The following is a 22,893-nucleotide window of genomic DNA, read 5'->3' on the forward strand; positions in this document are numbered from 1 at the left end:
TCAACATCGTTTTTTGTTCATAGCTTTTCGGCGATACGCAGCTTTGCGGAACGCGCGCGATGATTATGTTCGATCTCTTCCTCGGAAGGGACAATCGGCTTTTTTGTGATAATTTTTAATGCCGGGCGGTATTGATCAGGAATGAGCGGAAGCCCAGGAGGAAGCTGTGGGCCTTGGCTTGCTTCTTTAAAAGCCACTTTACAAATGCGGTCTTCTAATGAATGGAACGTAATAACACTAATTCTTCCACCTGATTTTAATAAATCAATCGCCTGTGTAATCGCCTCTTTAAATGCTTGCAGCTCATCATTTACGGCAATTCGTATCGCTTGAAAAATTCGTTTGGCCGGATGCCCTCCGCTTCGCCTTGCCGGCGCGGGGATAGCTTCTTTAATGATGTCAACTAATTGCCCGGTTGTTTCAATTCGCTTTTCTTTGCGAACTTCTTCGATTTTCCTCGCCACTTGCTTCGAAAATTTTTCTTCACCATAATGGAAAAAGATATGTACGAGCTCCTCATATGGCCAATGATTAACGATATCATAAGCCGTTAATGATTGCTCGCGATTCATTCGCATATCTAACGGTGCATCATGGTGATAACTAAATCCTCGTTCTGGTGTATCTAACTGCGGTGAGGACACTCCTAAGTCAAACAAAATTCCATCCACTCTATGAACTCCCCTCGCCGCTAGCTCTTCCGCAAGAAAGCGAAAATTTCTGCGAATAAACGTCACCTGTTTTTCATAACGGGCTAATCTTTTTTTCGCATACTCGATCGCCATATCATCTTGATCAAACGCAAATAGTCTTCCGTCCTCTGACAGTTGTGAAAGTAAATATTCACTATGTCCTCCACCGCCAAGGGTGCAATCGACATAAATTCCATCCGGTTTTATATGGAGTCCATCTACTGCTTCCTTTAATAGCACTGTCGTATGTTGAAACACATGTTCACCACCTTTAATCACTCATTGCTGCAACATATGGTATACGAAAATAAACGTCGTGGAAAATCAGCTAGGAAAGCTTCGTTATTCATATAGAGCGATCATTTACTTATTATACTGCAAAACACAACAAAATTTTAGCTTTTTTTGTAAAAACTCGTCTTCTTCTGTTTACTTTTGTCGTATTTCGGCAGCTCACAATAAATACGAACTAATATTTGCTATTTTACTTTTATTTCCATTTTAATTTCTGTATGTCTACTATTTCATTCCGATAAAAAAAAATCCTGCATAAAACAGGACTTTTCTTTTCGACTTTTTCTTGTAAAAACTATTATATATATACAATTTTATGCATGCCGTTCCATTTATAATCAAGCTGCAAAAGTTTTTCTAAAAAATCAAATCCATATTTATTGATGTAATAGAAAATATTCCAAATCCTCTCCTGTGGCGCTTGATTCGGCATTAACGACATTTCCACGCGAGAAAATTTTCGCAACTCCACCTCATATTTCCTTATTAATGCTCGTTGCAACGTTTGCTGAAGAAAATCGATTTGCGCTTGAAGAAGAGTTGCATTTTTCGTCAACAACCCCGCCAATCCGCGATCAATTTCCATTCCAAATTCCCGAAGCGGGCGATGAATTTCTTCGATTTCCGCTTTTGCTTTCGCAAACATTTCTTCAAGCGGATAACGAGTTTGCTGCGCTAACCATTGCTGTTTCGCTTCTTCTAGCCGTCCTTTGAAAACATCCATGATATCGATCCCGATTTCAGCTAAATCGGTTTGAATGGAGCGTTCTACAATAGTGATGTTGGCACGAGGGATGACTGGCGGCATTTTGAAACCGAATATCGAAAACGCTTCTTTCAGCTCTGCCCAATATGCGATTTCTCCAGGACCGGCGACAAATGCCAATGTCGGCAACAAAAATTCTTGCATAAGCGGACGGGTCACGACATTATTGCTTAAATGGCCAGGTTTGGTTTTAGCAAGTTGTATTAATTCATCTTTGGAGAAAACAAATTCTCCTTTTTTACTATGAAATACCTCTTTTTGTGGATCATGCTCGAGCAGCCACCGTTGTCTCCCATCATAATAAAACAAGTTTGCACAATGCGGCTGAATATCTAACGTATTTTTATATCCGAGCTGCCGAAGCTGATGCTGCTTTCGCAAAACAGCATCCGTCACCTCGCGATGGCATTCAATCAAAGCAGTAAAAAAGCTGCTCTCGATTGCGCGCAACGGGACATCGGCTGCATTAAGAACAACCAATCCTTCAGAAGCAAATAGACGTAAAACGATAGCAGCAAAAAAGTCAACGAACGTTTTCGATTGGCCTAAACATCGAAGCAGAAAATCAAGCAACTTATTTGTCGTTTCTGTTTCTCCATATGTTTTTACAATATCGGTTATCCAAGTCGAACAAACTTGATGATCTAACGGTAAATCCGATACCATACGCTTTTCCTGCGGAATATCGGGATAAACATACTTTTTAATTTTTCCATCTTCTGCAATGTACACGTGGTTTACTTCGGCAATATCATGGTCTTCACCAGCAATCCAAAAAAGCGGAACGACCGGCACACCTAATTTTCTTTCTTGCTCTTTAGCAAGCTTGATTACAGAGATAATTTTATAAATCGTATAAAGAGGTCCGGTCAGCAATCCTGCTTGTTGCCCGCCTACTACTACTACACTTTCAGGATCAAGCAATTTTTCAATATTATCAAATGTTTCGGGACTCGCGTGAAATTGTTGATGATACGAACGTAAATATTCAACAAGCTCGCGGCGTGGATATGTTCTTCCTTTTATGTCATCGAGCCGCCTCCAAAACACATCTTCTGCCTGAAGGGAGTAAGAAAAACCTTTTTCAATCGGAAAAGTGCCATTTATGTAATCGGTTGCTAACGGTGTTGTAGCAGCCAAAGAAATTTCCCGAACTTCCATTTTTAGAAACTTCCTTTCTTATGTATGTTCTTTCATGAGTATAGCATTTCTTTTTTGCAATGAAAAAACAGTTGCTCACCGTCATTCAAGTTTTTTATTTATAAATTGCTAGATACTCTCACAATCATTCCATAGACAAGCAGACTAAAATAAAGCGAGGAAAACAATAAGAAGTTTGCCCGCCAAAACAAGCGAAAAACAGCGGAAAAGTGAAAATCTTCTTTTTTGCGCCAATATCCGACCGCGATCAACATATGCATGATAAGTAAAAAGAAGACAATGTGCCATAAATACGATTTTCCGGAAAGGACGGTAGCCAAGAAATGAACAGCAATAATAAAAAAAAGCGTCGAAACATTCACTGCCGCATAAAACGATTTTCGTTTTCTTTTTAACAATTTACGAGCAGAATAATAAACGAGAAAAAATGATAATAACGGCATCGTAACGAACGCCGCAATCAGGTGGGCAAACAACTCATTCATTTTTCGTCCCCCCTTCTTCCAACCCCTTTATGGCATAAAATAAAAATTGTGAGAGCGGCAACGTAATCCCGAGTTCTTTTCCTTTTTCTAAAACATAGCCTAAAATGGCGTCAATCTCTGTTTTTCGGTTTTGGGAAATGTCCATTAACATCGATGAATAATTTTCTGCTGTCTTTTGACAAACACTCACAATATGTTCCCATGCCTTTTGTTCGTCTTCGATCGGCAACACTTGCTTAAATTCGGAAAACAACAATTTCATCATTTCATAATATGGTTTCACTTTAAGCAAATCTCCGTTTTTGATGCGTAAAAGCGCTGTCAACGGATTAATGGCTGCATTCACGATCAATTTTTTCACTAACATATTCTCCCAATTATTAGCAAATTCAAATGGAAAATCAGAGATGCTCTTTGCCGATAAATTTACAGCTTGTCCAAATGTGCCATACAAGCTTGCAAGCACAATCTTTCCAATTCCTGTATGTTCTACCGTATGATCATCATGTTTGAGTGCACCGTGCTCGACAATTCCAACAATAATATTTTTTTCCATGAGTGGAGAAAGCAACTTAATATGCCCCATCCCGTTTTGTAGAAAAACAACCGTTTTCACCTGATCAAACAGGTTTCGGTGATTGATAATCGTTGCAATATCATACTGCTTCACCGTTATAAAAACAAGATCATCGTTAATGTTCGCTTCCGCAAATGTCATGGCTTGAAGTGAAATACGCTTTGTTTCTCCGCGTTTCACAAACCGCAATCCTTCGTTCATTAATCGTTGTGCTTGTGCTGAACGTCTTGTATAAACAGTGACTTCATATTCATTACTTAAATAAGCAGCGATTAATAGACCAATGGCTCCGCCGCCAACAATTCCAATTTTCACAATTTCTTCCTCACCTTCCATCAATCCATGCTATTCCTATTTTAGCAAATAGCCCATTTATCCGCTAAGAAAAAAAAGCTGACGATGGGGTCAGCTTTTTACGATTTTTCCACTTTTTCTAGGACCGTGTTTCCCGAGAGTGGAGCTTTTCGTTCTTGTTCTTCTTCAAGCTCCGCCATTTTTCTTGCACGTTCCATAATGGCAAGCAATGTTTTATACTCCTCTTGAACAGCAAATAGCTGTTTTTGCAATGCTTCTTTCTCGGCTTGGAGTTTTGTAATCATTTGTTGTAATTGCTCCATGTCTTTCTTTAAAGCACGGTTTTCATCCGCTATTCTTTGCGAATCATGCGCCTTTTGCCCATGTGTTTGCAAAAATGTGATGACATCAGACCACGTCAAGTTTTTGTCTGTTATTTCCTCTTTCCTTTTTCGTTCTCTTTCTTCACTAGCCGCAGCCTCTTTTTTTCTCTCCTTTCTCTGTTTTTTCGCTAGTTCAATTTCTTCTTTATACTGCTTTCGAACATAGGAATTCCATCGAAAGCCACATGCAGCTGCGGTGCGTGACAAAAGCTGTCCTACTTCTTCAAAAGCCTGAAGCTGCGTACCTCCTTCGCGAATATAGCGCAATACGACTTCTGCCAATAGCAAATCTTCGTCTTGCGTCCACGCATCCTGACGTACACTTGTCATCTTCTTCCCCCTCTATAGCTGCTTTTTTACTATATTTATGCAGCTAATAGAAAAGATAGAAGGGAGAAAATTATGATTTATTTAAAAAAGATTGGATAGCTCTTTTATGTTCTTCTGACCCCCATAATTCGGAACAACGGCGGATTTCCGCAAAAAATCTCATCCGAAATTCATCGCTTTTCCACTTTTCTGCAGCTGCCATTTTATATGCACGCAATACAGAAACCGATTGTGATAAATAAGGGGCAAGCAGCTCGCGGCATTCTTCCCGCAAATTGTTTCCTGGCAGCACCGCGTGTATCCATCCATACTCGTACATTTTTTCTGCGCTTATTCTTTCTGCACGCAAAAGTATATCAAGCGCTTGAGTGTACGGAAGTTTTTCAAAAAGCATTGTCGCTCCGCCCCACCCAGTCGTTATTCCAAGTTTTCCTTGAATAAAGCCGATTTTACTTCCAGATTTCGCATAGCGGAAATCACATGCTGATGCTAACTCACAACCGCCGCCAATAGCAGTGCCGTTAATGAGCGCGACAGTTGGTTTAGACAACGTAAGCAATGAATACAAAATCGTCCCCATTTTTTCTAACATTTGTTTTGCATTTTCTGTCGTATGTAAATGTTGAAATTTGCTTAAATCCCCTCCTGAACAAAACGCTTCATCACCTGTTCCCGTAATGACGAGCATTTTCACATCATCATTTTTTTCTACCATCGCAATCGTTTCTTCCAGCTTGTCCATTACTTCAAAATTGATCGCGTTTCGTTTTTCGGGGCGATGAATAGTAAACCAAATAATCCCATTACTGTCATATTCCACTATAGCTACTTTCATATTTTTCCGTTTCCTCCTTTCCTTAAAATCAATTGGGCATCGTGCGGGCATTTTCCTGCTTATTTTCATAGCTAAAAATAAAAAAACAACAAGCACAAGTACTTTCCTTCCTTGTGCTTGTTGTTAAAGATAATTATTTGTTAACAACTTCTCTTCCTTTGTAAGTTCCGCAAGATTTGCATACGCGATGCGCTAATTTCATTTCACCGCAATTTGGGCATTCTACCATGCCTGGCACTTGCAATTTAAAGTGAGTGCGGCGCAATCTTTTTCTTGTTTTTGATGTTCTTCTAAAAGGTACTGCCATGCTTCCCACCTCCTTATCAGCATGTCGAAGTATCAAAAGCCCGGATCATCCCGGCTACTTCGCTTACTCTTTTTTGTCTTTATCAAAAAACTTCGCTAATGCAGCAAGACGAGGATCGATTTTCTGTTTGGCCTGTTCTTCTGCCATCGCTTCCCAACGTTCTTCTTTAATGACTTCCCAGCCTTCTCCAGACTGCGGAGCCCCGTCCTGCACCGTTTCTTCTTCCGCAAATATTTGCAACGGAATTTCCAAAAGAATAAGTTCTTTGATAATCGGTAACAAATCTACTGTTTCGTCTTTCACTAGATGCGTATCTTCATCTGTCGATACTACATCATAATCATTCATAAAAAATGTTTCCGTCGTTTCGACCGAAAATGGATACGAAACGTCGACCAACGTCCGCGAACAAGGCAGTACCATCGTTCCCGACACTTGCAAGTGAAACGTAAATTTTGTCGAACCGATATCTGCCCTTCCCTGTACATGCACAGGCGAAATATCGCGGATCAGTTTATCAATCTCTTTTAAATCAGAGACATCAACATATTCATCAATAACGATTTCTTTATGATGAAACTGATGAAGCTGATGGACTGTCCATTTCATAAAAAATCACCTCAAGACAACAAAGAAAATTATACGTTTCGTTTTCCTATTTGTCAATATTTTTTCTTTACAGTATAATTGTTGTCAGTTTATATACAATTTATCACTCTTTTGAAAAAAACAACTAAACAGCAGGGAGAGCAAAATGAAAGCGGTCGGAATCATTGTCGAATATAATCCGTTTCATAACGGGCATTTATATCACTTAGAAGAAACCAAAAAACAAACTGGAGCAGATTGCATTATTGCCGTCATGAGCGGAAATTTTCTGCAGCGCGGAGAACCTGCGCTTGTATCAAAATGGGCGCGAACAAAAATGGCATTGTCAGCCGGGGTAGATATTGTCATTGAGCTGCCGTATGCATTTGCGGTTCAATCTGCTGAACGATTTGCCAGCGGCGCGGTTACATTGCTTCATTCCTTATTTTGTGAAGAAATTTGCTTCGGAAGCGAAAATGGAAATATAACCGCATTTATCGATGCGGCAAAAACGTTTTTAGAGCAAAAACAGCAGCATGACAGTTATGTGCAAGAAGCGCTTCAGGAAGGGGTAAGCTATCCGCGGGCGAACGCAGAAGCCTGGAAACGATTGAACGCCACTAACCTTGATTTATCTAAGCCGAACAATGTGCTCGGTCTTGCGTATGTCAAAGCGATTTTACAAAAACAAATTCCGATCACTCCTCGTACGATTCGCCGCATCGCTTCCGATTATCATGACAAAACGTTCTCTCATCCATCGATCGCTAGCGCGACAAGCTTAAGAAAAGCGCTTAAAGGGTCGCTTGCACATTTAGAAACCATCGCCCCGTATATTCCAGGCACTACAAAACAAACACTCGAGCAATATTATGATACATACGGCATGTTTCATGAATGGGAAGCCTATTTTCCGTTTTTAAAGTATCGCATCATGACAGCGGAAGAGGCGGAGCTGCGCCAAATTGCCGGCGTTGACGAAGGTATCGAACACCGCTTAAAGCAAGAAATTGTTGCTGCCCCGACGTTTTCCGCTTTTATGAACTCGATCAAAACAAAACGATATACGTGGACGAGGCTGCAACGAATATGCACTCATATTTTAACGAATTTTACAAAAGACCAGCGAAAAAAAACAGAAACGCCGACATATATTCGTTTGCTTGGAATGAGCAGCAACGGGCGCCGCTATCTACAACATGTAAAAAAACATCTGCCGCTTCCGCTCGTTACAAAAGTGTCAAATTTAAAACATGACCCGATTTACCAGCAAGAAAAAAAGGCGTCTTTTGCTTATGCCGCAATATTTCCTGAACCTGCTCGCACCAATGTGCTGAAAGAGGAGTACGCTACTCCTCCTCTTTTGCAATAACAGCCGCTTTACGATGGTTATTTTAAATTTTCTAAATAACGAATCGCATCATCAAACGTATCGACCGGAACAATTTTCATTTTTGTTCCGATTTTTTTTGCCGTTTTCACTGCTTCTCGATAGTTCGAATCTGCTGCCCCATTTTCGTTTGGTGCAAAGAAAATTTCTGCTCCCTCCCGATCAGCAGCAACAATTTTTTGCGAGATGCCGCCGATCGGTCCGACTTCGCCATTCATATTAATCGTACCTGTACCGGCAATTTTATGCCCTTTCGTAATATCTTCTTCGACAAGTTGATTATAAATTTCTAACGAAAACATTAATCCTGCTGATGGCCCGCCGATTTGTTCCGAATCAATGCGGACTAGCGGGTTTGTAGCAATGTCATAATCGGTAGTAAGCGAAACCCCTATACCTATTTGTTTTGGATTATGCGCAAATGGCATTAATGTAAGAGTTGCCTCTTTTTCCTTTTTACCGCGCACAAATGTAATATGAACTTTATCTCCCTTTTTCTTTGTACGAATATATTGCACCATTTGTTCCGATGTATCCATCCTTTTTCCATCTATTTTAATAATGCGATCGCCAACTTTTAATTGCCCCTCTGCCGGCATATGTGGAAGCACACTCATCACGTATACGCCTTTTGCTTTATAAGAAACTGGTTTCCCCGCTTTTTTATAGGCAACAGCAATCGCTGCCTCTTTTGACTGCTCCATAAGCTGAAGCTGACGCATTGTATATTCCTCATCTGTTTCCCCTTCTTGTTTTATTTCTTCTAACGGATATAGTTCATAAAAGGAGCGAACATGTGCAAGAAAATAGGAAATAGCATTCGCCCGTCCCATTTTCACCGTCGTTAGCATAAACGTTCCTTCATCATCATCATCCCCATGCTCCACATGAACAAGCGGCTTTAAGTCTTGCGCAGTTCCAGGCATCGTAACGTAATAAGGAAATTTAATAAAAATAAGCAACAATGCTACGATGACGCCAAAGAAAAATGCAACCACATACATTCGTTTTTTCATCAGCGTGAATGCTCCTTCCAGTTTTGAATTGCTTGGCGGATTTCTGGCACATATTTGCGTGTTTCCTGCTCCCCGATAGCAATAATTTCCTGTGCATGAGTAAATGCTCGCGAGCTATATTGCTCTACGTGCGGCCGAATCATCACATCGGAGGCAAGTTGACGATGGCGGACAAGCTCGTCTTGCAGAATATCAATGCTTTGTAAAATCACATCAAATATCGACGTAATTTCTCCGTCCACTTTCACATGGGAAACATCGACTGCAATAACAATATCCGCACCCATTTCTCGGACAACGGAAACGGGAACGCGATCAACAACTCCTCCATCTACAAGCAATCGCCCGTCTACCCTTTCAGGGACAAAAATACCGGGAATGGAAATGCTGGCTCGTACGGCGCGGGCAACATCCCCTTGGCGAAACACCACTTTTTGACCTGTCTGTAAATCCGTCGCTACAATTGCCACCGGGATGGACAGTTCCTCAATTTTTTTCCCTTTTGTGAGAAGCCGAATAAATTCGGTAATTCGCTTTCCAGCAATTAGCCCCATTTTTGGAATTGTAAAATCGATGTAGTCATTTCGACGAAACGACTTTGCTAACTTATATAAACGCTCAAGACCGAGACCGCTAGCATATAGAGCAGCGACAAGCGCCCCGATGCTACTTCCGGCTATGTAGGAAATTGGGATTTTCTCCTCTTCCAATACTTTCAGTACTCCAAGATGCGCGAAACCTCTCGCCCCTCCAGAACCTAGCGCTAACCCAATTTTCGGAAACACCGTTTCTCTCCGCTCTACATGACCACCTTGTTTCATCTTATGGTCTAAAACTCCCCCCTATACTCGTATATTAAACTATATGAGGTTGTACACGTAATATGGTGTTAAAAAGGGGAGAGAGGATGTGTCGTTACCAGGAGGCAGAACAGATATGAAACCAAAAGCAAAAACCGTCTTTCTCGCTTCAACGGTTACTTTATTTGCACTGTCATTAATTTGCTACCCTCAGCAATCATTAGAAGCATCCATCCGCGGTTTAAATATGTGGTGGGAAGTCGTTTTTCCATCACTATTACCTTTTTTTATCGTTTCTGAATTATTGATTAGCTTCGGTGTCGTTAATTTGCTTGGAGTTTTGTTAGAACCGCTTATGCGGCCGCTTTTTAGAGTTCCTGGCGTCGGCGGTTTCGTTTGGGCAATGGGAATGGCTTCCGGCTATCCATCAGGAGCAAAACTAACTGCACGGCTTTATCAAGAAAAACAAATTTCTACGATCGAAGCAGAACGGTTAGCCTCATTTACTAATTCATCCAACCCATTGTTTATTTTTGGCGCGGTGTCGATCGGATTTTTTCACAATCCAAATCTTGGCATTATTTTAGCACTTTCCCACTATATAGGAAACATTTGTGTAGGAATGATTATGAGATTCCATGGAAAATCACAAGAAAAAGGAAAGCAAAAACGACCGAGTCATTTGTTTCCTTTTCCTTACGCATTCCGAGTGCTTCATGAAACCCGTCTAAAAAACGAACAGCCGCTTGGAAAATTGTTAGGAGACGCCGTTCGGTCTTCTGTACAAACATTGTTGATGATCGGTGGGTTTATTATTCTCTTTTCCGTCATTAATAAGCTGCTTTACATGATGCATATTACGGAATATATATCCTTTATTTTCCAGTATATTCTTCACTTATTTCAACTTCCAAAAGAACTAAGCATCCCGATGATTTCCGGTCTATTTGAAATTACGCTTGGCAGTCAGATGATTAGCCAAACCGATAAAGCCGAACTGTTGGAAAAAGCCATTGCAACAAGCTTTATTCTTGCTTTTGGCGGATTTTCCGTGCAAGCACAAGTAGCAAGCATCCTCGCTGAAGCAAACATCCGCTTTAAACCATTTTTTATCGCCAGAATCATGCATGGATGTTTTGCCGCATGTTTTACATATATACTATGGAAACCGCTCTACGTCCACCCAGCCGATGGAAATATGCGCGTTATTCCAACATTTTTGATAGAACGCTCACCAAGCTGGATCAACCATTATTGGGAGCTGTTGCATCAATTCGGACCAATCATTACGATCGTCTTTTTATGTCTATATATATGGCTTACTGCTGCTCAATGGCAAAAAAAGGTCAAAGAATAAAGACAAAATAAAATTAGGCTGACTTAAAAGAAGCTTCTTTTAAGTCAGCTTTCATTACGTTCGTTAGAAGTAAGGGAAGCAAATTTTTTTCTCAGCGCTTCCTCTACAACAGGTGGCACTAAGTCGGAAATATTGCCATTATACTTTGCTACCTCTTTGACAATACTGGAACTTAAAAAAGCGTATTGGCTATTTGTCATCATAAAAAACGTCTCAATATTTTCATCAAGAACACGGTTCATCGACGTGATTTGCATTTCATATTCAAAGTCGGACACAGCCCGCAAACCACGCAAAATCGCACTCGCATTTTTACTGCGCGCATAATCGACAAGCAGGCCGTGAAACGATTCAACAATCACATTTGGAAACGGCCGCGTCACTTCCCGCAACAGTTCTATCCGCTCCTCAACAGAAAATAACGGCTTCTTTGAAGAATTATTAAGTACCGCTACATACACTTGATCAAACACTTTTGCCCCTCGCCTAATAATATCTAAATGCCCATATGTAACCGGATCAAAGCTTCCTGGGCAAACCGCAATGCTCGCCATGCCCTATTCTCCTTTCTGCACATCCATGTACCGGTAGATTGAAACCGCGGTAATTCCATATACTTCATGTTTCCACTTTACAAGACGACCAACTTGTTCGGCAAGATGTGTTTCGGCAGAGTGTTCCACAACGACAGCACCATCTTTTTCAAGAAGCTCATGTTCATCAATAAACGAAAGGATTGACTCCAATTTTTGTTCTTTATATGGAGGATCAAGAAAAATCAAATGAAAACGAAGCCCGCGTTTTATAATTGCCCTCAATGCTCTTTCTGCATCATTCCGATATATTTCTGCCTGTTCTAACAGTCGACACGTTGCAACATTTTTTTTGACGGTTTGCACCGCTTTTGCGTCATGGTCTACAAAAATGACTCGGTCAAGCCCGCGGCTTAATGCTTCAATTCCAAGACCGCCGCTGCCACTAAACAAGTCAAGGCCCATCCCGCCGGAAAAATACGGACCAATCATATTAAATATCGCTTCTTTCACTTTATCTGTTGTCGGTCTTGTTGATATTCCTGGAACCGCTTGCAGACGTCTACCTTTACATTTTCCTGAAATTACCCTCATTGCTTTCACCACATTTTGACACAATTTCGCAACATTATCGTATCATAAACTTTATTATAGTAAAACAGCTGAAAATTTCATAGTAACATGTATATAAAATTAGCAAACCGGCCATAATGAGTAATGGCAACATCCATGCGGATGTTGTTGCCAACCACGGAGAAGACTTACGTTTCCCCATAAGTTCTTCCTCCGGTTTCTCCTCTCCCTTTTCTTTTCCTTTAGTTTACTTGTTCCTTCCGATGCGCAAGGGCAAGTAAACGTAAAGGACCCCTGCAGATCATAGGCTGCAGGGTTTTTTTTATTTTTCCATTTGAAATTTTGTTAAACAATGATTAAAGTTATGTATGGACAAATATAGTAAGGGGGATATAGATGATTCAGCGTTTTATAGAGCTAGGGGAAGGTTATTCAGATATATACGAACTAATTGAACTCGCCAGAGCAAATCGGCATCGTTTGTCTGGACTTTTTGCTTTTCATACGGTGAAAAACGGCCGTCCGGTGACATCGTGTGTTGTCGTTTTGCATCCAACAGATCCAGGGGATTTTCAACCGTTGTATATTTGCCGGGAAGGAATTCCAAATCCACGTGTGAAACCAAATAAGCGATACGATTTATTTACCCAACTAGCGAAAGAACTAGGAATGGAGATTATTCATTTAGAAGTGAAGCCTTCGACATTTTTTGCTGAATTAGATTTATACTATCAACACTTAATTGGCATTATGCGGATGAACCGTTTTATCCCTCCGCTCCAATAGTGGCGATAAAAATAAAAATCGGCTGACTTTCCAAAGAAAATCAGCCTTTTTTTACTCCGCCGAATATCCTAATGGATAAGAGGAGTTTTTTTCTTTTTCCCCTTTTGATTCGAATTCTAGCTTTAAAAATGGTCGATAAGACGGTTCGACCCGCTTTACAAACGGCAAGGAAGCAAGCTTTTTCATCATTTCATCGACTTGCTCCATATCACAATATAAAACCGCATATTTTAACCGTTTCGAAACATAATGAATATTGCCAAATTTGCGCAGATGTTTGCTATGCTTTAATGAATGCAACCAGACAATAATCCCTTGGCGTTTTGGAAACATACCACCATTCCCCTTTTATATACTATGTGCGGCAGCCGCAGCTTCCCCCTGCCCCGCATCCTCCCGAACAGCTGATGGACAAAAAATACGGGTTCCCTGTCGGCACTTTAATTTGATCTGATACCGCTTTGCCAATTAACACGCTAATCTCATCTAACAGTTGTTGCATGGCATTTTCCGCCTTTTTAAACGCAGCAATCGTCTCATGAAAATCAAGTTCACGTTTTATTTCACGCACTTCTTTCATCACGCTATGATAATCAGGATGATATTTTCCAAATCGCTGTACTTCCTCATAGCGCTCTTTTGCCTTTGTAAAACGAGCGATAATATCTTGAGCAACACGATCTTGTTTCAGTCGTTGAAAACATTTGCGGTATTCTTCTGCCAATTCCGATTGTACAATCATTTTTGCTAATGCTTCTGCTTTATCTAAAATCTCGAGACGCTCGAGAGTTGCAATGATCACGTTTTGGCACCTCCAATGTAATGATACCATGAGATGAATCAGAAAGGAAAGTAATGAAGTTGCGCATTAAAAAAAGTCTGACTTGCTCGTCAGACCTTTTTCTAAGAGATCGTTACTGTAAACTCATGTGACAATCCAGTTATCTTTCCATCGTTGTACATAAGCTCAAGGCGTATCACATGTTTTCCAGTTGGTAATCCTCGCAACATAAATGCCGCTGTATATACTTCATCTATTTTTTGTCCATTTATATATACGTTTATGTGTCCCCCATTCGTTCCTTTTCGAAACGGAAAATCAGCGACAATACACTCAATCAATACATCTTTCCCTTTCACAACATGCTTGACTTGAAATGATTTATTCTCCTGATTAGTCATAGCAAACGCAACATTTGGGATATTTGTTTCTGGCGCCGGTTTATCGTTTCCACACGCTCCTAAAACGACGAAAAGAAATAAAAGCAAAATAACGAGCTGCTTTTGCAAAGACATCACTCCCCTTTAGGAAGTAGTCTTTGCTTTTTTGCAAAAATTAATCACGCATCGCTTGAAACATATGAAGCATTAATGAAACCATTTGCAAGGAATTAGCGATTTTCTCCACTTTATGTGGAATCGTCTGCTCATAATAATGAAGCGCCTCAAGTTCAAATGATGGCAGCTTATGTGGGTAGCGGGAAAGAAGGCGATACCAGCGCGGCTCTTTGCGAATAAAAGATTGCAGCATTTTTTTCGTTCGAATATATTGTATAACCTCTTTTCTCATTGGCACCCCCTCTAGTCTTTACGAAATGAAAACGGATGTTCATCTTTCGTTATCCCCATATGCTGCTTTTCATTTCCTTGAAATTGAGTAATAATGTTTTGGATGGCGTCAATCGCTTGTTGAACACTCGCAAGATGTTTTTGCACTTCATTAGCATCGAGATTTTGTAACGTATTTGCAATTTTTTCAATCCATCTATTGCTTTTTTCTTTTTGTTTCATTGACTCTTGATTTTGTTTATATGCTTTCCAAATTTCATCATCCTCACCAAATAAATACCAATCTTCATAAAACTCTTTCCACGTTTTTTGACCATTGCGCACTTCTTGAATTATTTTCGGATGCTTTTTCACAAACTGTTTAAATTTCTCCACCGAAGGATGTAGATGCTTTTCCATTGAATACCTACTCCCCTCATCGACTCACGCCTATCTACCATATACTATTGCCTATATATGATTTACGTGCGCCCATTTTTTCTTTACATCGACAAAATCGCTATTTTATTTCCATAACCTTAAAAAATCTTGAGTATAATAATCACCAGAAACACCTACACCAAGGTAGGTAAATTGTTCGCTTAATAATGTTTCTCGATGACTTTTGCTGTTTAGCCATCCTTCCACCGCCTCAATACCATCCATATGATGTGCGGCAATATTTTCTCCCGCCATTTCAAATTTAATATTTGCAGCCAATAGCCGATCTTTTAAATCACCATTTTTTGGAGATTTATGAGAGAAAAAGTGATGATCTTTCATATCTTTACTATGCATATAGGCAACTTTTGCTGCTTCCTCATGCCAACGAACTGGCTTAACGTGGTAACGTTGGCGAATAACGTTTGTAATATCAAAAATTTGTTTTTCATTCGCTATTTCCACTTCTCGTTGCTGTTCGGAAGATAAAGGGGCTGAATTAGGTAAACTGCCACGGTAAACAAGCTCATATGGCCTCATTTTTACGAATACTTCCCCAGTCATAAGCCGAATGCTCGAAATCTTTCCGGTAAAACGATCTACATATAATTGCGCGTAGACGTTGCCAACTTTGACAATCGGCCGAGAGGCGTAATCTTGTTCTGACAGCTCAAAACGATACGTTCCCGTGCTCAATTTGATTTCAACATTGGATAAAACAGGCATCGTCTTAAACACTTCTTGAAGGGGCTGACCGATGTAAAATGGTTTTACATTCACATTCTCTCCGCATACAAATGCCGTAACAACACGCCCATCCATCATTCCAATTTGAAAGTATGTGCTTGCGCTCCGATTATAGATCCACCATTCATAATCATAAGCGGAAGCATCAATTCGTGTCGGCGAGCCGAATTTCTTTTTTACATCTCTTTCTGTTTTTCCAATCATTGAAAGCATGCCGCTTTCGACTTTCGGTTCTTTTACCATATAGTCTTTCGGCTCTGTTTCTTGAGGCGGGCTAAGCGGTGGTGTATTTGGCGCAAAATAATAAAATCCAATGATTAGCAATAACACAAGAAAAAACCATTTCACACGGCAACTCTCGCTTTCCGAAAAAAGATATCCTATTGCCATTATAGCCGTTTTTCTATGGCAACAAAACGTAAAAAAAGAATTCCCCTGCTTTCTAGGGGAATTTCGTATACCAGACATTTATTCAATGTGGAATAAAAAAATAATGAATGGAGGACAAAAATTTATCATAAATTGAAAATATCGCAAAATGATGAACAATTGATTGAAAGTCGTCATCTTTCATACTATTATAAATGAAGGGGCATTTTTCTTTTCCGTATACTAGGCTTTGTCGATAGGAGGAATAGATATGAAATTTGAAAATACTGGTATCGAAAACCAAACAGCGGAGCTTTCCCGTTTAGATGATCTAATGGAAAAATTTAAATTTATTAGAGCTTCTCAATGGGACTATGAACGGGTTACATACGATCGGAAATTTCAAATAAAGGGGGATATTTACTATCTTCGTGTTCAAGGATACGCCATTGAGGGAGATGTTGATTCCCGCTATGCACTCATTAAGTTACTTCCTCCAATTTTAGGAAAATATTATTATCCCCATGGCGTAGAATACGGCGACGATGAACATTTCCCTTCTTCATTGGTAAATCAATGCCAAACCATTTTATCCCAAGTAAAAGAAGAACTTGACAAAATTCAAGACTAATTCGAAATGCGAAAAAAACGCATGAGGGAAATCTCATGCGTTTTTTCATTACATAGCCAGATGTTTTACAACAACATGTACCTTATCGACAGTAAACGGCGTCATTGCCTCAATTTCCTCTGTAATATGTTTTTGCAATTGCTCACATAATGAAATAATCGGTACTCCCCATTTTATTACTACCGACGCTGTAATTGTACAGCGGCAATCTTCCACAATGGCCACATGAACTTCGCAATCATCAATGACAATTTCGTTTAAGTCTTTCAAACACATCATCACAATAGTCAATAGGGTCGCTTGCGTTGCACTTAACTTCCGGAATCGGGTGACCGTTTTCATTCCCCCTCTCCCTCCTTACTGTTTGGCTTCATGCGAACAGTAATGGTTTTACATGTATATGTGCTTTATCGGTTTTTGATACTATAAATAAAAACCCGACAAATTTCGTGTCGGGTTTTAAAAACCTAAAATAGCTTTAATCATTGATGTTGTTTCCCCGCCTTTATAAAATACGTAGAGAAGCAAATATACGATGACACCGGTTGCAGCTGTAAAAAACCAAATAACGCTTGTAATCGGTCCGAGCCGCTTATGACGGGCGCGATGGTCTTTTAAACCAGTCCAAAGCGTGACAATGCCAAAAATCGCCCCAATAGTGGCTAAAACAATATGGAACACAAGAAAAATCGTATAATATACTTTTACGTTATCAGGACCGCCAAAACTCGTGTTCCCGATAAAAATTGTTCGCGATAAGTAAATAATAAAAAACAATAAAGCGAACACCGCCGCCGTTAACATTGTCTTTTTATGGGCGGCCATGTTTCTCTTACGTATTAAATACCATCCATACGCCACTAACGCTGCGCTAATGACTATGCAGCTCGTACTAATGGTCGGTAAAATTGGCAATGAATACTCCATATCCAATTCCTTTCTATGTTTATTCATGAGTATTGATTGTCAAAACGTTTCGATAAAACATTACGACTCAGAAGGTTGTGGGGATGCAATGGTTTCCAACTTTTCCTTTTCTTGTTCTTTTCGGTACCATTCCATAAAGACGAAAAAGAGCACTGTACCATAAACAATTTCTTGAATGATTTTCATTAGCACTCCGCCAAGCTGCTGATCATGAAGCGGTGACATTGATAAAAACATTTGCGGCCCTGTTAAATTCAACGACGCTAATGTCCCCTTAGGTACACATAATTGTAGAGCGGTAAGCCATGCTTGCGGGTCGGTATACGTCTGGTACAACGGCGAATTTGCAAAAATAATTAATGCGCATGCTGGCGTTAACAATACCCCATCAGCGAAAATGTACCCAACTTTTTTTAGACCTGAAATTGTTTGCCATTGTGGTAATTTGTTCACTAGCGGCCACCACATAAAAAACGCTACGATAAAAATGGCAGTGGTGACAACCGCATGATATAAAGCATTTGTTTTGATGACATCAAAAATCAATGGAACATGATAAAACGAAAACAGCCCGTTAAACAATAGAAGAGCAATAAGCGGTTTGGTAAAAAACAAAAAAGTTTTTTTCACAGCCCTTACTGCAAACATACGTTCATATAACCAGTTAGGAATTCCTAAAATAAAACATTGCGGAATAATTAAATATAGAACAGCCATTTGTACCATATGTGCGCTAAACATTAAATGGCCAAGCAAATCAATCGGCGACCCTTTACAAAGGTAAAGAAGAACAATCCCTGTTAAAAAATAAGCTTTTTGCTTTGGCGTAGCTGGTCCTTCGTCTGTAAACTTATGTCGCCATGGACCAACAATAAGCATATATATAACTGCAATGCATAAGAGGAACAAAAGAAAAAACGGGCTCCACAATGCACGGAATCCAAACATCTGCAATGATGCGATCATCATTTTCACCTCGATTCTTTTCCAAGCAATATTATACTATATCGTCATTTCGTATTCCATGTTGAAAAAGGGGAACCAGCATACGCTGATTTCCCCTCTTTTTTACCACCAAACAACTGTCATAAATGCCCAAATAGTCAAGAAGGCTACAAATACACCGCCATACATGAACACTGCTGGCATTTCATGTCCTTTATGGCTCATATGCATGAAATAATACAATTGAAATGCTACTTGTACTACGGCAAGAAGAAGAATAAATGGAATTGAAAACCAATGTGAAAATTTATCATAACCGACCGCAGCAAACGAGATTAATGTTAGCAAAATCATTAATACAAAGGAAATAACTTGGTGTTTCATTTCCTCCGCATTTTTTTTGCGGCGATATGCTAAATCAACGCGCTCATTTCCAGAATTTGCTTGATTCACCATATATTCACCCCACCATTCCCATTAGGTATACAACGGTAAAAATGAATACCCATACGACGTCAATAAAGTGCCAGTAAAGACTTGCCACGTAAAATTTTGGCGCATTATATAAGTTTAGCCCGCGTTTGGCATTGCGAATCATTAATGTCAAAATCCATGCCAATCCGAATGCAACGTGGCTGCCGTGCAGACCGACTAGCGTATAAAAAGCAGATGAGAAGGCGCTTGTTGAATATTTTAAACCTTCATGTACATACTCATAGAACTCGAAAATTTCTAATCCTAAGAAGCCGAGGCCTAACAATACAGTAACGCCAAACCAAAGCTGCATCTTCTTAAAGTCAAAGTTTTTCATGTGATAGATAGCGTAAACGCTCGTTAAGCTACTTGTTAATAAGAGCATTGTAGCAACAAACACGAGCGGCATTTGAAACAATTCCTCGGACGTCGGCCCCCCAGCTGTTTTGTCTCTAAGAGCTATGAAAGTGGCAAAGAGGGAGGCGAAAAGAACTGTCTCTCCCCCTAGGAAAAACCAAAATCCTAAAAACTTATTTTTCCCTTCGATGGTGGCTCTTTCAGGGGATGCGGGGAATGTTTCCGCCGTTAATTTTTCTTCCACGTGCATTATGCCTTAACCCCCTTTTTCTCCGCTTCGATAATTTCGTCTTTATGAATGTGGAAACCATGGTCGTCAATGATCGAACGTAAGAACATAGAACCAAAGGTAATCACTAATCCAAGAATTGCTACCGGTAAGCCCCAAGAGTAATCGTTATGATACAAGAAACCGAATGAAGCGATAAACAGCCCAAGTGAAATGACAAACGGCAAGAATGAAGGATTTGGCATATGGATGTCTCCAAGCGGTTCCGCCGGAGTTAAGCCTTTGTTACCTTCCATTTTCTCTAGCCAGTAAGCATCTAAACCGCGGACAAGCGGAGTTTGCGCAAAGTTATACTCAGGTGCTGGAGATGAAACCGCCCACTCAAGCGTACGTCCGTCTCCCCAAGCATCTGCTTCCGCTTTTTTGCCTTTAACCGTTGTAATGACAATATTGATTACAAGAACTATTGTAGCTGTAGCCATAAAGAATGCGCCAATTGTACTAATTAAGTTTCCAGTTTCCAAACCTTGACCCGGCAAGAATGTAAATACGCGGCGAGGCATACCCATTAAGCCAAGGAAGTGTTGAATAAAGAACGTTAAATGGAAGCCGATAAAGAATAGCCAGAATGTAATTTTGCCAAGCGTTTCATTTAACATTCGACCAAACATTTTTGGCCACCAATAATGCGTACCGGCTAATATAGCGAATACTACCCCACCAACAATGACATAGTGGAAGTGAGCAACAACGAAATAGCTGTCATGATATTGATAGTCAGCTGGTGCTGTTGCGTTCATAACCCCGGTTACTCCACCGATAACGAAGGAAGGAATAAACCCAATAGCATACAACATTGGTGTTGTAAAGCGGATGTTTCCGCCCCACATCGTGAATAACCAGTTAAAGATTTTAATACCTGTCGGAACAGCAATGGCCATTGTTGCAACCGCAAAAATCGCGTTCGCAACTGGTCCCATACCAGTTGTAAACATGTGGTGCGCCCACACCATGAATCCTAAAAAGCCGATTAATACAATCGCAAATACCATGGAAGAGTATCCGAATAAACGTTTTTTAGAGAAAGTCGAGATAATTTCAGAGAAAATACCGAATGCCGGCAATACTAGGATATATACTTCTGGGTGACCGAAAATCCAGAATAAGTGTTCATAAATAATCGTGTTGCCGCCTAACGCCGGATCGAAGAAGTTACCGCCAAATAACCGGTCCAACATCAGTAAAAGCAAGCCAATCGTTAATGGCGGGAACGCAAATAAGATTAACGCAGAAGCAACGAATGTTGCCCAAGTAAACATTGGCATACGCATGTATGTCATGCCCGGGGCACGCATATTAACGATTGTTACTAGGAAGTTAATACCGCTAATTAATGTACCGAAACCGGAAACCTGCAAACCTAATAAGTAAAAGTCAATTCCGTGTCCTGGTGATTCCAATGATAGCGAAGCGTAAGACGTCCAACCCGCATCAGGAGCTCCGCCTAAAAACCAAGAACAGTTTAGGAAAAGTCCCCCGAAAAAGAATAACCAAAAACCTAACGCGTTTAAGAACGGAAACGCAACGTCACGCGCACCGATCTGAATCGGAACAATCGCATTCATCAACGCGAATAATAACGGTGTTGCTGCCAAGAAAATCATTGTCGTACCATGCATCGTAATCATTTCATTATAAAGACCCGCGCTAACAAAATCGTTGTTAGGCACCGCAAGCTGAATACGAATAATTAGAGCCTCGATACCACCCATGATGAAGAAAATACCGCCGGCAATTAAGTAAAGGATGGCAATTTTTTTATGGTCAACGGTTGTAAGGTAATCCCATATTAGGCTCTTTTTACGAGCTGCTGTACTCACGGATTTAAACCTCCTTTTTTATAGAAATCCCGCTTGTTATTCAACCTTTAGGCTCATTAAATATTTCGTTAAAGCATCGATTTGTTCATCCGTTAATTTACCATATGTTCCTGTCATTTTATTTCCAGGTTTCACACTTTCAGGATCTTTTAGCCATTTCTTTAGGTTTTCTTCATTATGTTCTAAAATACCGGCAATGCGCTCGCGATCGCCGAAGTTGGCCAAGTTTGGCGCTGTACGCGCTTGTTCTGGACGTTTGTCAATTGGAGTAACCGCGTGACAGCCAATACAGCTTTTATTGAAAATTTCTTCTCCCTGCTTAGCAACCGGATCTGTCACAACTGGTTTTTTCGCGTTTTTCATTTTTTCAATCCATTGATCAAATTCTTCTCTAGGAACTGCTTTTACTTTGAAGTCCATCAATGCATGGGAAGGGCCGCAAAGCTCTGCACATTTTCCGTAGAAAATGCCACCTGCTTTTTCTGCTGCCTTTTGATCAAATTCTAGCCAAAATTGGTTTTTGTTTTCTGTATTTGTATCCATTTTCCCGCCAACTGCAGGAACCCAGAACGAGTGTTTTACGTCGGATGCTTTTAAGTTAAAATATACCCGCTCGTCGGTTGGAACTACTAAATCTTGGCTTGTAATTACGCCATAATCAGGATATTCAAACTCCCACCAGTAAAGGTTTGCGCGAACATTGACAACAAGAGTATCTTTATCGCGCTTTTCTTTGTTCATCGGTTTGACGTCTGCGAGTTTAAAAGTCGCAGCAACCGTCGGAACTGCCAAAATAAGCAAAAGAATAATCGGAATAACAGTCCAAAGAACTTCAAGTTTATGATTTCCTTCTACTTGTTTTGGAATTTTGTTTTCCTCACCCTTACGTTGCCGGAAACGAATGACAACGTATACAAAGATAATCGTTACAACAACAATAACGAGTACCATAATGGCTGTGCTAAGCAGCATCAGTGAAAATTGTGTGTCTGCTGCTTCACCCGCCGGCTGAAGCGTCGATAAAAACGGCTTGCCGCAGCCAGCTAACAGAAGCGCTATCATGCTAAAAAGAGAAAATAAGCGCCAGTTATGTAGCCATTTCTTCATAGCCTAATCAAACCCCTCTTTCTATTGATGAAATAAAAAATTTTATATGAATTCTTTCTCTTTATGGAAAG

The 22,893-nt window shown here is 40.2% G+C and carries 29 protein-coding genes; 4 read left to right on the forward strand and 25 right to left on the reverse strand.

Translation table 11 applies throughout. The annotated features are described in order from the left end of the window. Positions 1 to 17: 17 nt before the first annotated feature. The 8 genes from rsmH to FNL97_RS12260 all read right to left on the reverse strand — a co-directional run bounded on the left by rsmH (position 18) and on the right by FNL97_RS12260 (position 6,733). A complete protein-coding gene (gene rsmH, locus FNL97_RS12225; protein ID WP_081189430.1) occupies positions 18 to 950 on the reverse strand; it encodes a 16S rRNA (cytosine(1402)-N(4))-methyltransferase RsmH in 933 nt (310 codons plus the stop codon). Positions 951 to 1,284: 334 nt separating this feature from the next. Next, on the reverse strand, positions 1,285 to 2,913 hold the full coding sequence (gene bshC / locus FNL97_RS12230; RefSeq protein ID WP_143415870.1) for a bacillithiol biosynthesis cysteine-adding enzyme BshC: 1,629 nt from the start codon (positions 2,911 to 2,913) through the stop codon (positions 1,285 to 1,287). Positions 2,914 to 3,011: 98 nt separating this feature from the next. Further along, the gene (locus FNL97_RS12235; protein ID WP_015863346.1) at positions 3,012 to 3,398 is read right to left on the reverse strand and encodes a DUF3397 domain-containing protein; all 387 of its coding nucleotides are present in this window, start codon (positions 3,396 to 3,398) and stop codon (positions 3,012 to 3,014) included. Next, positions 3,391 to 4,290 carry a 2-dehydropantoate 2-reductase gene (locus FNL97_RS12240; RefSeq protein WP_062678327.1) on the reverse strand — a complete coding sequence of 300 codons (900 nt, stop codon included), beginning with the start codon at positions 4,288 to 4,290 and terminating at the stop codon, positions 3,391 to 3,393. The genes FNL97_RS12235 and FNL97_RS12240 overlap by 8 nt, the downstream gene beginning before the upstream one ends. 98 nt (positions 4,291 to 4,388) lie before the next feature. Next, complete coding sequence (locus FNL97_RS12245; RefSeq protein WP_015863344.1) at positions 4,389 to 4,982, reverse strand: RsfA family transcriptional regulator; 594 nt, start codon at positions 4,980 to 4,982, stop codon at positions 4,389 to 4,391. A 70-nt stretch (positions 4,983 to 5,052) separates the two neighbouring features. After that, positions 5,053 to 5,817, reverse strand: coding sequence for an enoyl-CoA hydratase/isomerase family protein (locus FNL97_RS12250; RefSeq protein WP_015863343.1), 765 nt, complete (start codon positions 5,815 to 5,817; stop codon positions 5,053 to 5,055). A gap of 133 nt (positions 5,818 to 5,950) precedes the next feature. Then, positions 5,951 to 6,124 carry a 50S ribosomal protein L32 gene (rpmF, locus tag FNL97_RS12255; RefSeq protein WP_003251950.1) on the reverse strand — a complete coding sequence of 58 codons (174 nt, stop codon included), beginning with the start codon at positions 6,122 to 6,124 and terminating at the stop codon, positions 5,951 to 5,953. Positions 6,125 to 6,187: 63 nt separating this feature from the next. Continuing rightward, on the reverse strand, positions 6,188 to 6,733 hold the full coding sequence (locus FNL97_RS12260) for a YceD family protein (protein WP_015863342.1): 546 nt from the start codon (positions 6,731 to 6,733) through the stop codon (positions 6,188 to 6,190). 145 nt (positions 6,734 to 6,878) lie between these two features. Here FNL97_RS12260 and FNL97_RS12265 point away from each other — a divergent pair, with 145 nt between their 5' ends. Continuing rightward, complete coding sequence (locus FNL97_RS12265) at positions 6,879 to 8,084, forward strand: nucleotidyltransferase (RefSeq protein WP_062678276.1); 1,206 nt, start codon at positions 6,879 to 6,881, stop codon at positions 8,082 to 8,084. Between the two features lie 17 nt (positions 8,085 to 8,101). Here FNL97_RS12265 and FNL97_RS12270 read toward each other — a convergent pair whose 3' ends face one another. Then, on the reverse strand, positions 8,102 to 9,118 hold the full coding sequence (locus FNL97_RS12270; protein WP_143415871.1) for a SepM family pheromone-processing serine protease: 1,017 nt from the start codon (positions 9,116 to 9,118) through the stop codon (positions 8,102 to 8,104). Further along, positions 9,118 to 9,903, reverse strand: coding sequence for a patatin-like phospholipase family protein (locus FNL97_RS12275; RefSeq protein WP_041269610.1), 786 nt, complete (start codon positions 9,901 to 9,903; stop codon positions 9,118 to 9,120). The genes FNL97_RS12270 and FNL97_RS12275 overlap by 1 nt, the downstream gene beginning before the upstream one ends. 151 nt (positions 9,904 to 10,054) lie before the next feature. Here FNL97_RS12275 and spoVV point away from each other — a divergent pair, with 151 nt between their 5' ends. Beyond that, complete coding sequence (gene spoVV, locus FNL97_RS12280; RefSeq protein ID WP_062678278.1) at positions 10,055 to 11,275, forward strand: dipicolinic acid transporter SpoVV; 1,221 nt, start codon at positions 10,055 to 10,057, stop codon at positions 11,273 to 11,275. A gap of 44 nt (positions 11,276 to 11,319) precedes the next feature. Here spoVV and coaD read toward each other — a convergent pair whose 3' ends face one another. Then, a complete protein-coding gene (gene coaD / locus FNL97_RS12285) occupies positions 11,320 to 11,829 on the reverse strand; it encodes a pantetheine-phosphate adenylyltransferase (RefSeq protein WP_015863337.1) in 510 nt (169 codons plus the stop codon). A gap of 3 nt (positions 11,830 to 11,832) precedes the next feature. Next, positions 11,833 to 12,402 carry a 16S rRNA (guanine(966)-N(2))-methyltransferase RsmD gene (gene rsmD / locus FNL97_RS12290; protein WP_062678279.1) on the reverse strand — a complete coding sequence of 190 codons (570 nt, stop codon included), beginning with the start codon at positions 12,400 to 12,402 and terminating at the stop codon, positions 11,833 to 11,835. A 375-nt stretch (positions 12,403 to 12,777) separates the two neighbouring features. On the opposite strand from rsmD, the gene FNL97_RS12295 reads away from it, so the two are divergent. Beyond that, on the forward strand, positions 12,778 to 13,167 hold the full coding sequence (locus FNL97_RS12295; RefSeq protein ID WP_143415872.1) for a DUF7147 family protein: 390 nt from the start codon (positions 12,778 to 12,780) through the stop codon (positions 13,165 to 13,167). Between the two features lie 51 nt (positions 13,168 to 13,218). Here FNL97_RS12295 and FNL97_RS12300 read toward each other — a convergent pair whose 3' ends face one another. The 6 genes from FNL97_RS12300 to FNL97_RS12325 form a co-directional block, all read right to left on the reverse strand. Continuing rightward, the gene (locus FNL97_RS12300) at positions 13,219 to 13,500 is read right to left on the reverse strand and encodes a YlbG family protein (protein ID WP_015863334.1); all 282 of its coding nucleotides are present in this window, start codon (positions 13,498 to 13,500) and stop codon (positions 13,219 to 13,221) included. A gap of 22 nt (positions 13,501 to 13,522) precedes the next feature. Beyond that, complete coding sequence (locus tag FNL97_RS12305; protein WP_143415873.1) at positions 13,523 to 13,969, reverse strand: YlbF/YmcA family competence regulator; 447 nt, start codon at positions 13,967 to 13,969, stop codon at positions 13,523 to 13,525. A gap of 101 nt (positions 13,970 to 14,070) precedes the next feature. Next, positions 14,071 to 14,463 (reverse strand): hypothetical protein, encoded by a 393-nt coding sequence (locus FNL97_RS12310; RefSeq protein ID WP_062678280.1) that lies wholly within the window; start codon positions 14,461 to 14,463, stop codon positions 14,071 to 14,073. 40 nt (positions 14,464 to 14,503) lie between these two features. Continuing rightward, positions 14,504 to 14,737 carry a YlbE-like family protein gene (locus FNL97_RS12315; protein ID WP_015863331.1) on the reverse strand — a complete coding sequence of 78 codons (234 nt, stop codon included), beginning with the start codon at positions 14,735 to 14,737 and terminating at the stop codon, positions 14,504 to 14,506. An 11-nt stretch (positions 14,738 to 14,748) separates the two neighbouring features. Further along, entirely contained in the window at positions 14,749 to 15,135 is a 387-nt protein-coding gene (locus FNL97_RS12320) for a YlbD family protein (RefSeq protein WP_062678281.1), read from the reverse strand. 105 nt (positions 15,136 to 15,240) lie between these two features. Next, positions 15,241 to 16,251 carry a CAP domain-containing protein gene (locus FNL97_RS12325; protein ID WP_143415874.1) on the reverse strand — a complete coding sequence of 337 codons (1,011 nt, stop codon included), beginning with the start codon at positions 16,249 to 16,251 and terminating at the stop codon, positions 15,241 to 15,243. 292 nt (positions 16,252 to 16,543) lie between these two features. Here FNL97_RS12325 and FNL97_RS12330 point away from each other — a divergent pair, with 292 nt between their 5' ends. After that, positions 16,544 to 16,903: a YugN family protein gene (locus FNL97_RS12330; RefSeq protein ID WP_062678283.1), complete on the forward strand. Its 360-nt coding sequence runs from the start codon at positions 16,544 to 16,546 to the stop codon at positions 16,901 to 16,903. Between the two features lie 48 nt (positions 16,904 to 16,951). Here FNL97_RS12330 and FNL97_RS12335 read toward each other — a convergent pair whose 3' ends face one another. The 7 genes from FNL97_RS12335 to coxB form a co-directional block, all read right to left on the reverse strand. Continuing rightward, entirely contained in the window at positions 16,952 to 17,245 is a 294-nt protein-coding gene (locus FNL97_RS12335; protein ID WP_062678284.1) for an Asp23/Gls24 family envelope stress response protein, read from the reverse strand. A 117-nt stretch (positions 17,246 to 17,362) separates the two neighbouring features. Continuing rightward, positions 17,363 to 17,830, reverse strand: a complete 468-nt coding sequence (locus FNL97_RS12340; RefSeq protein WP_062678285.1) for a DUF420 domain-containing protein — start codon at positions 17,828 to 17,830, stop codon at positions 17,363 to 17,365. Positions 17,831 to 17,890: 60 nt separating this feature from the next. Beyond that, on the reverse strand, positions 17,891 to 18,796 hold the full coding sequence (gene ctaG, locus FNL97_RS12345) for a cytochrome c oxidase assembly factor CtaG (protein WP_143416330.1): 906 nt from the start codon (positions 18,794 to 18,796) through the stop codon (positions 17,891 to 17,893). 102 nt (positions 18,797 to 18,898) lie between these two features. Then, positions 18,899 to 19,231 carry a cytochrome c oxidase subunit IVB gene (gene ctaF, locus FNL97_RS12350; protein WP_062678287.1) on the reverse strand — a complete coding sequence of 111 codons (333 nt, stop codon included), beginning with the start codon at positions 19,229 to 19,231 and terminating at the stop codon, positions 18,899 to 18,901. A 4-nt stretch (positions 19,232 to 19,235) separates the two neighbouring features. Further along, complete coding sequence (locus FNL97_RS12355) at positions 19,236 to 19,856, reverse strand: cytochrome (ubi)quinol oxidase subunit III (protein WP_143415875.1); 621 nt, start codon at positions 19,854 to 19,856, stop codon at positions 19,236 to 19,238. Beyond that, complete coding sequence (gene ctaD / locus FNL97_RS12360; RefSeq protein WP_143415876.1) at positions 19,856 to 21,715, reverse strand: cytochrome c oxidase subunit I; 1,860 nt, start codon at positions 21,713 to 21,715, stop codon at positions 19,856 to 19,858. The genes FNL97_RS12355 and ctaD overlap by 1 nt, the downstream gene beginning before the upstream one ends. 36 nt (positions 21,716 to 21,751) lie before the next feature. Continuing rightward, the gene (gene coxB, locus FNL97_RS12365; protein WP_143415877.1) at positions 21,752 to 22,822 is read right to left on the reverse strand and encodes a cytochrome c oxidase subunit II; all 1,071 of its coding nucleotides are present in this window, start codon (positions 22,820 to 22,822) and stop codon (positions 21,752 to 21,754) included. Between the last annotated feature and the right edge of the window lie 71 nt (positions 22,823 to 22,893).

This window comes from Geobacillus sp. E263 (assembly GCF_007197795.1).
GTDB lineage: Bacteria > Bacillota > Bacilli > Bacillales > Anoxybacillaceae > Parageobacillus_B > Parageobacillus_B toebii.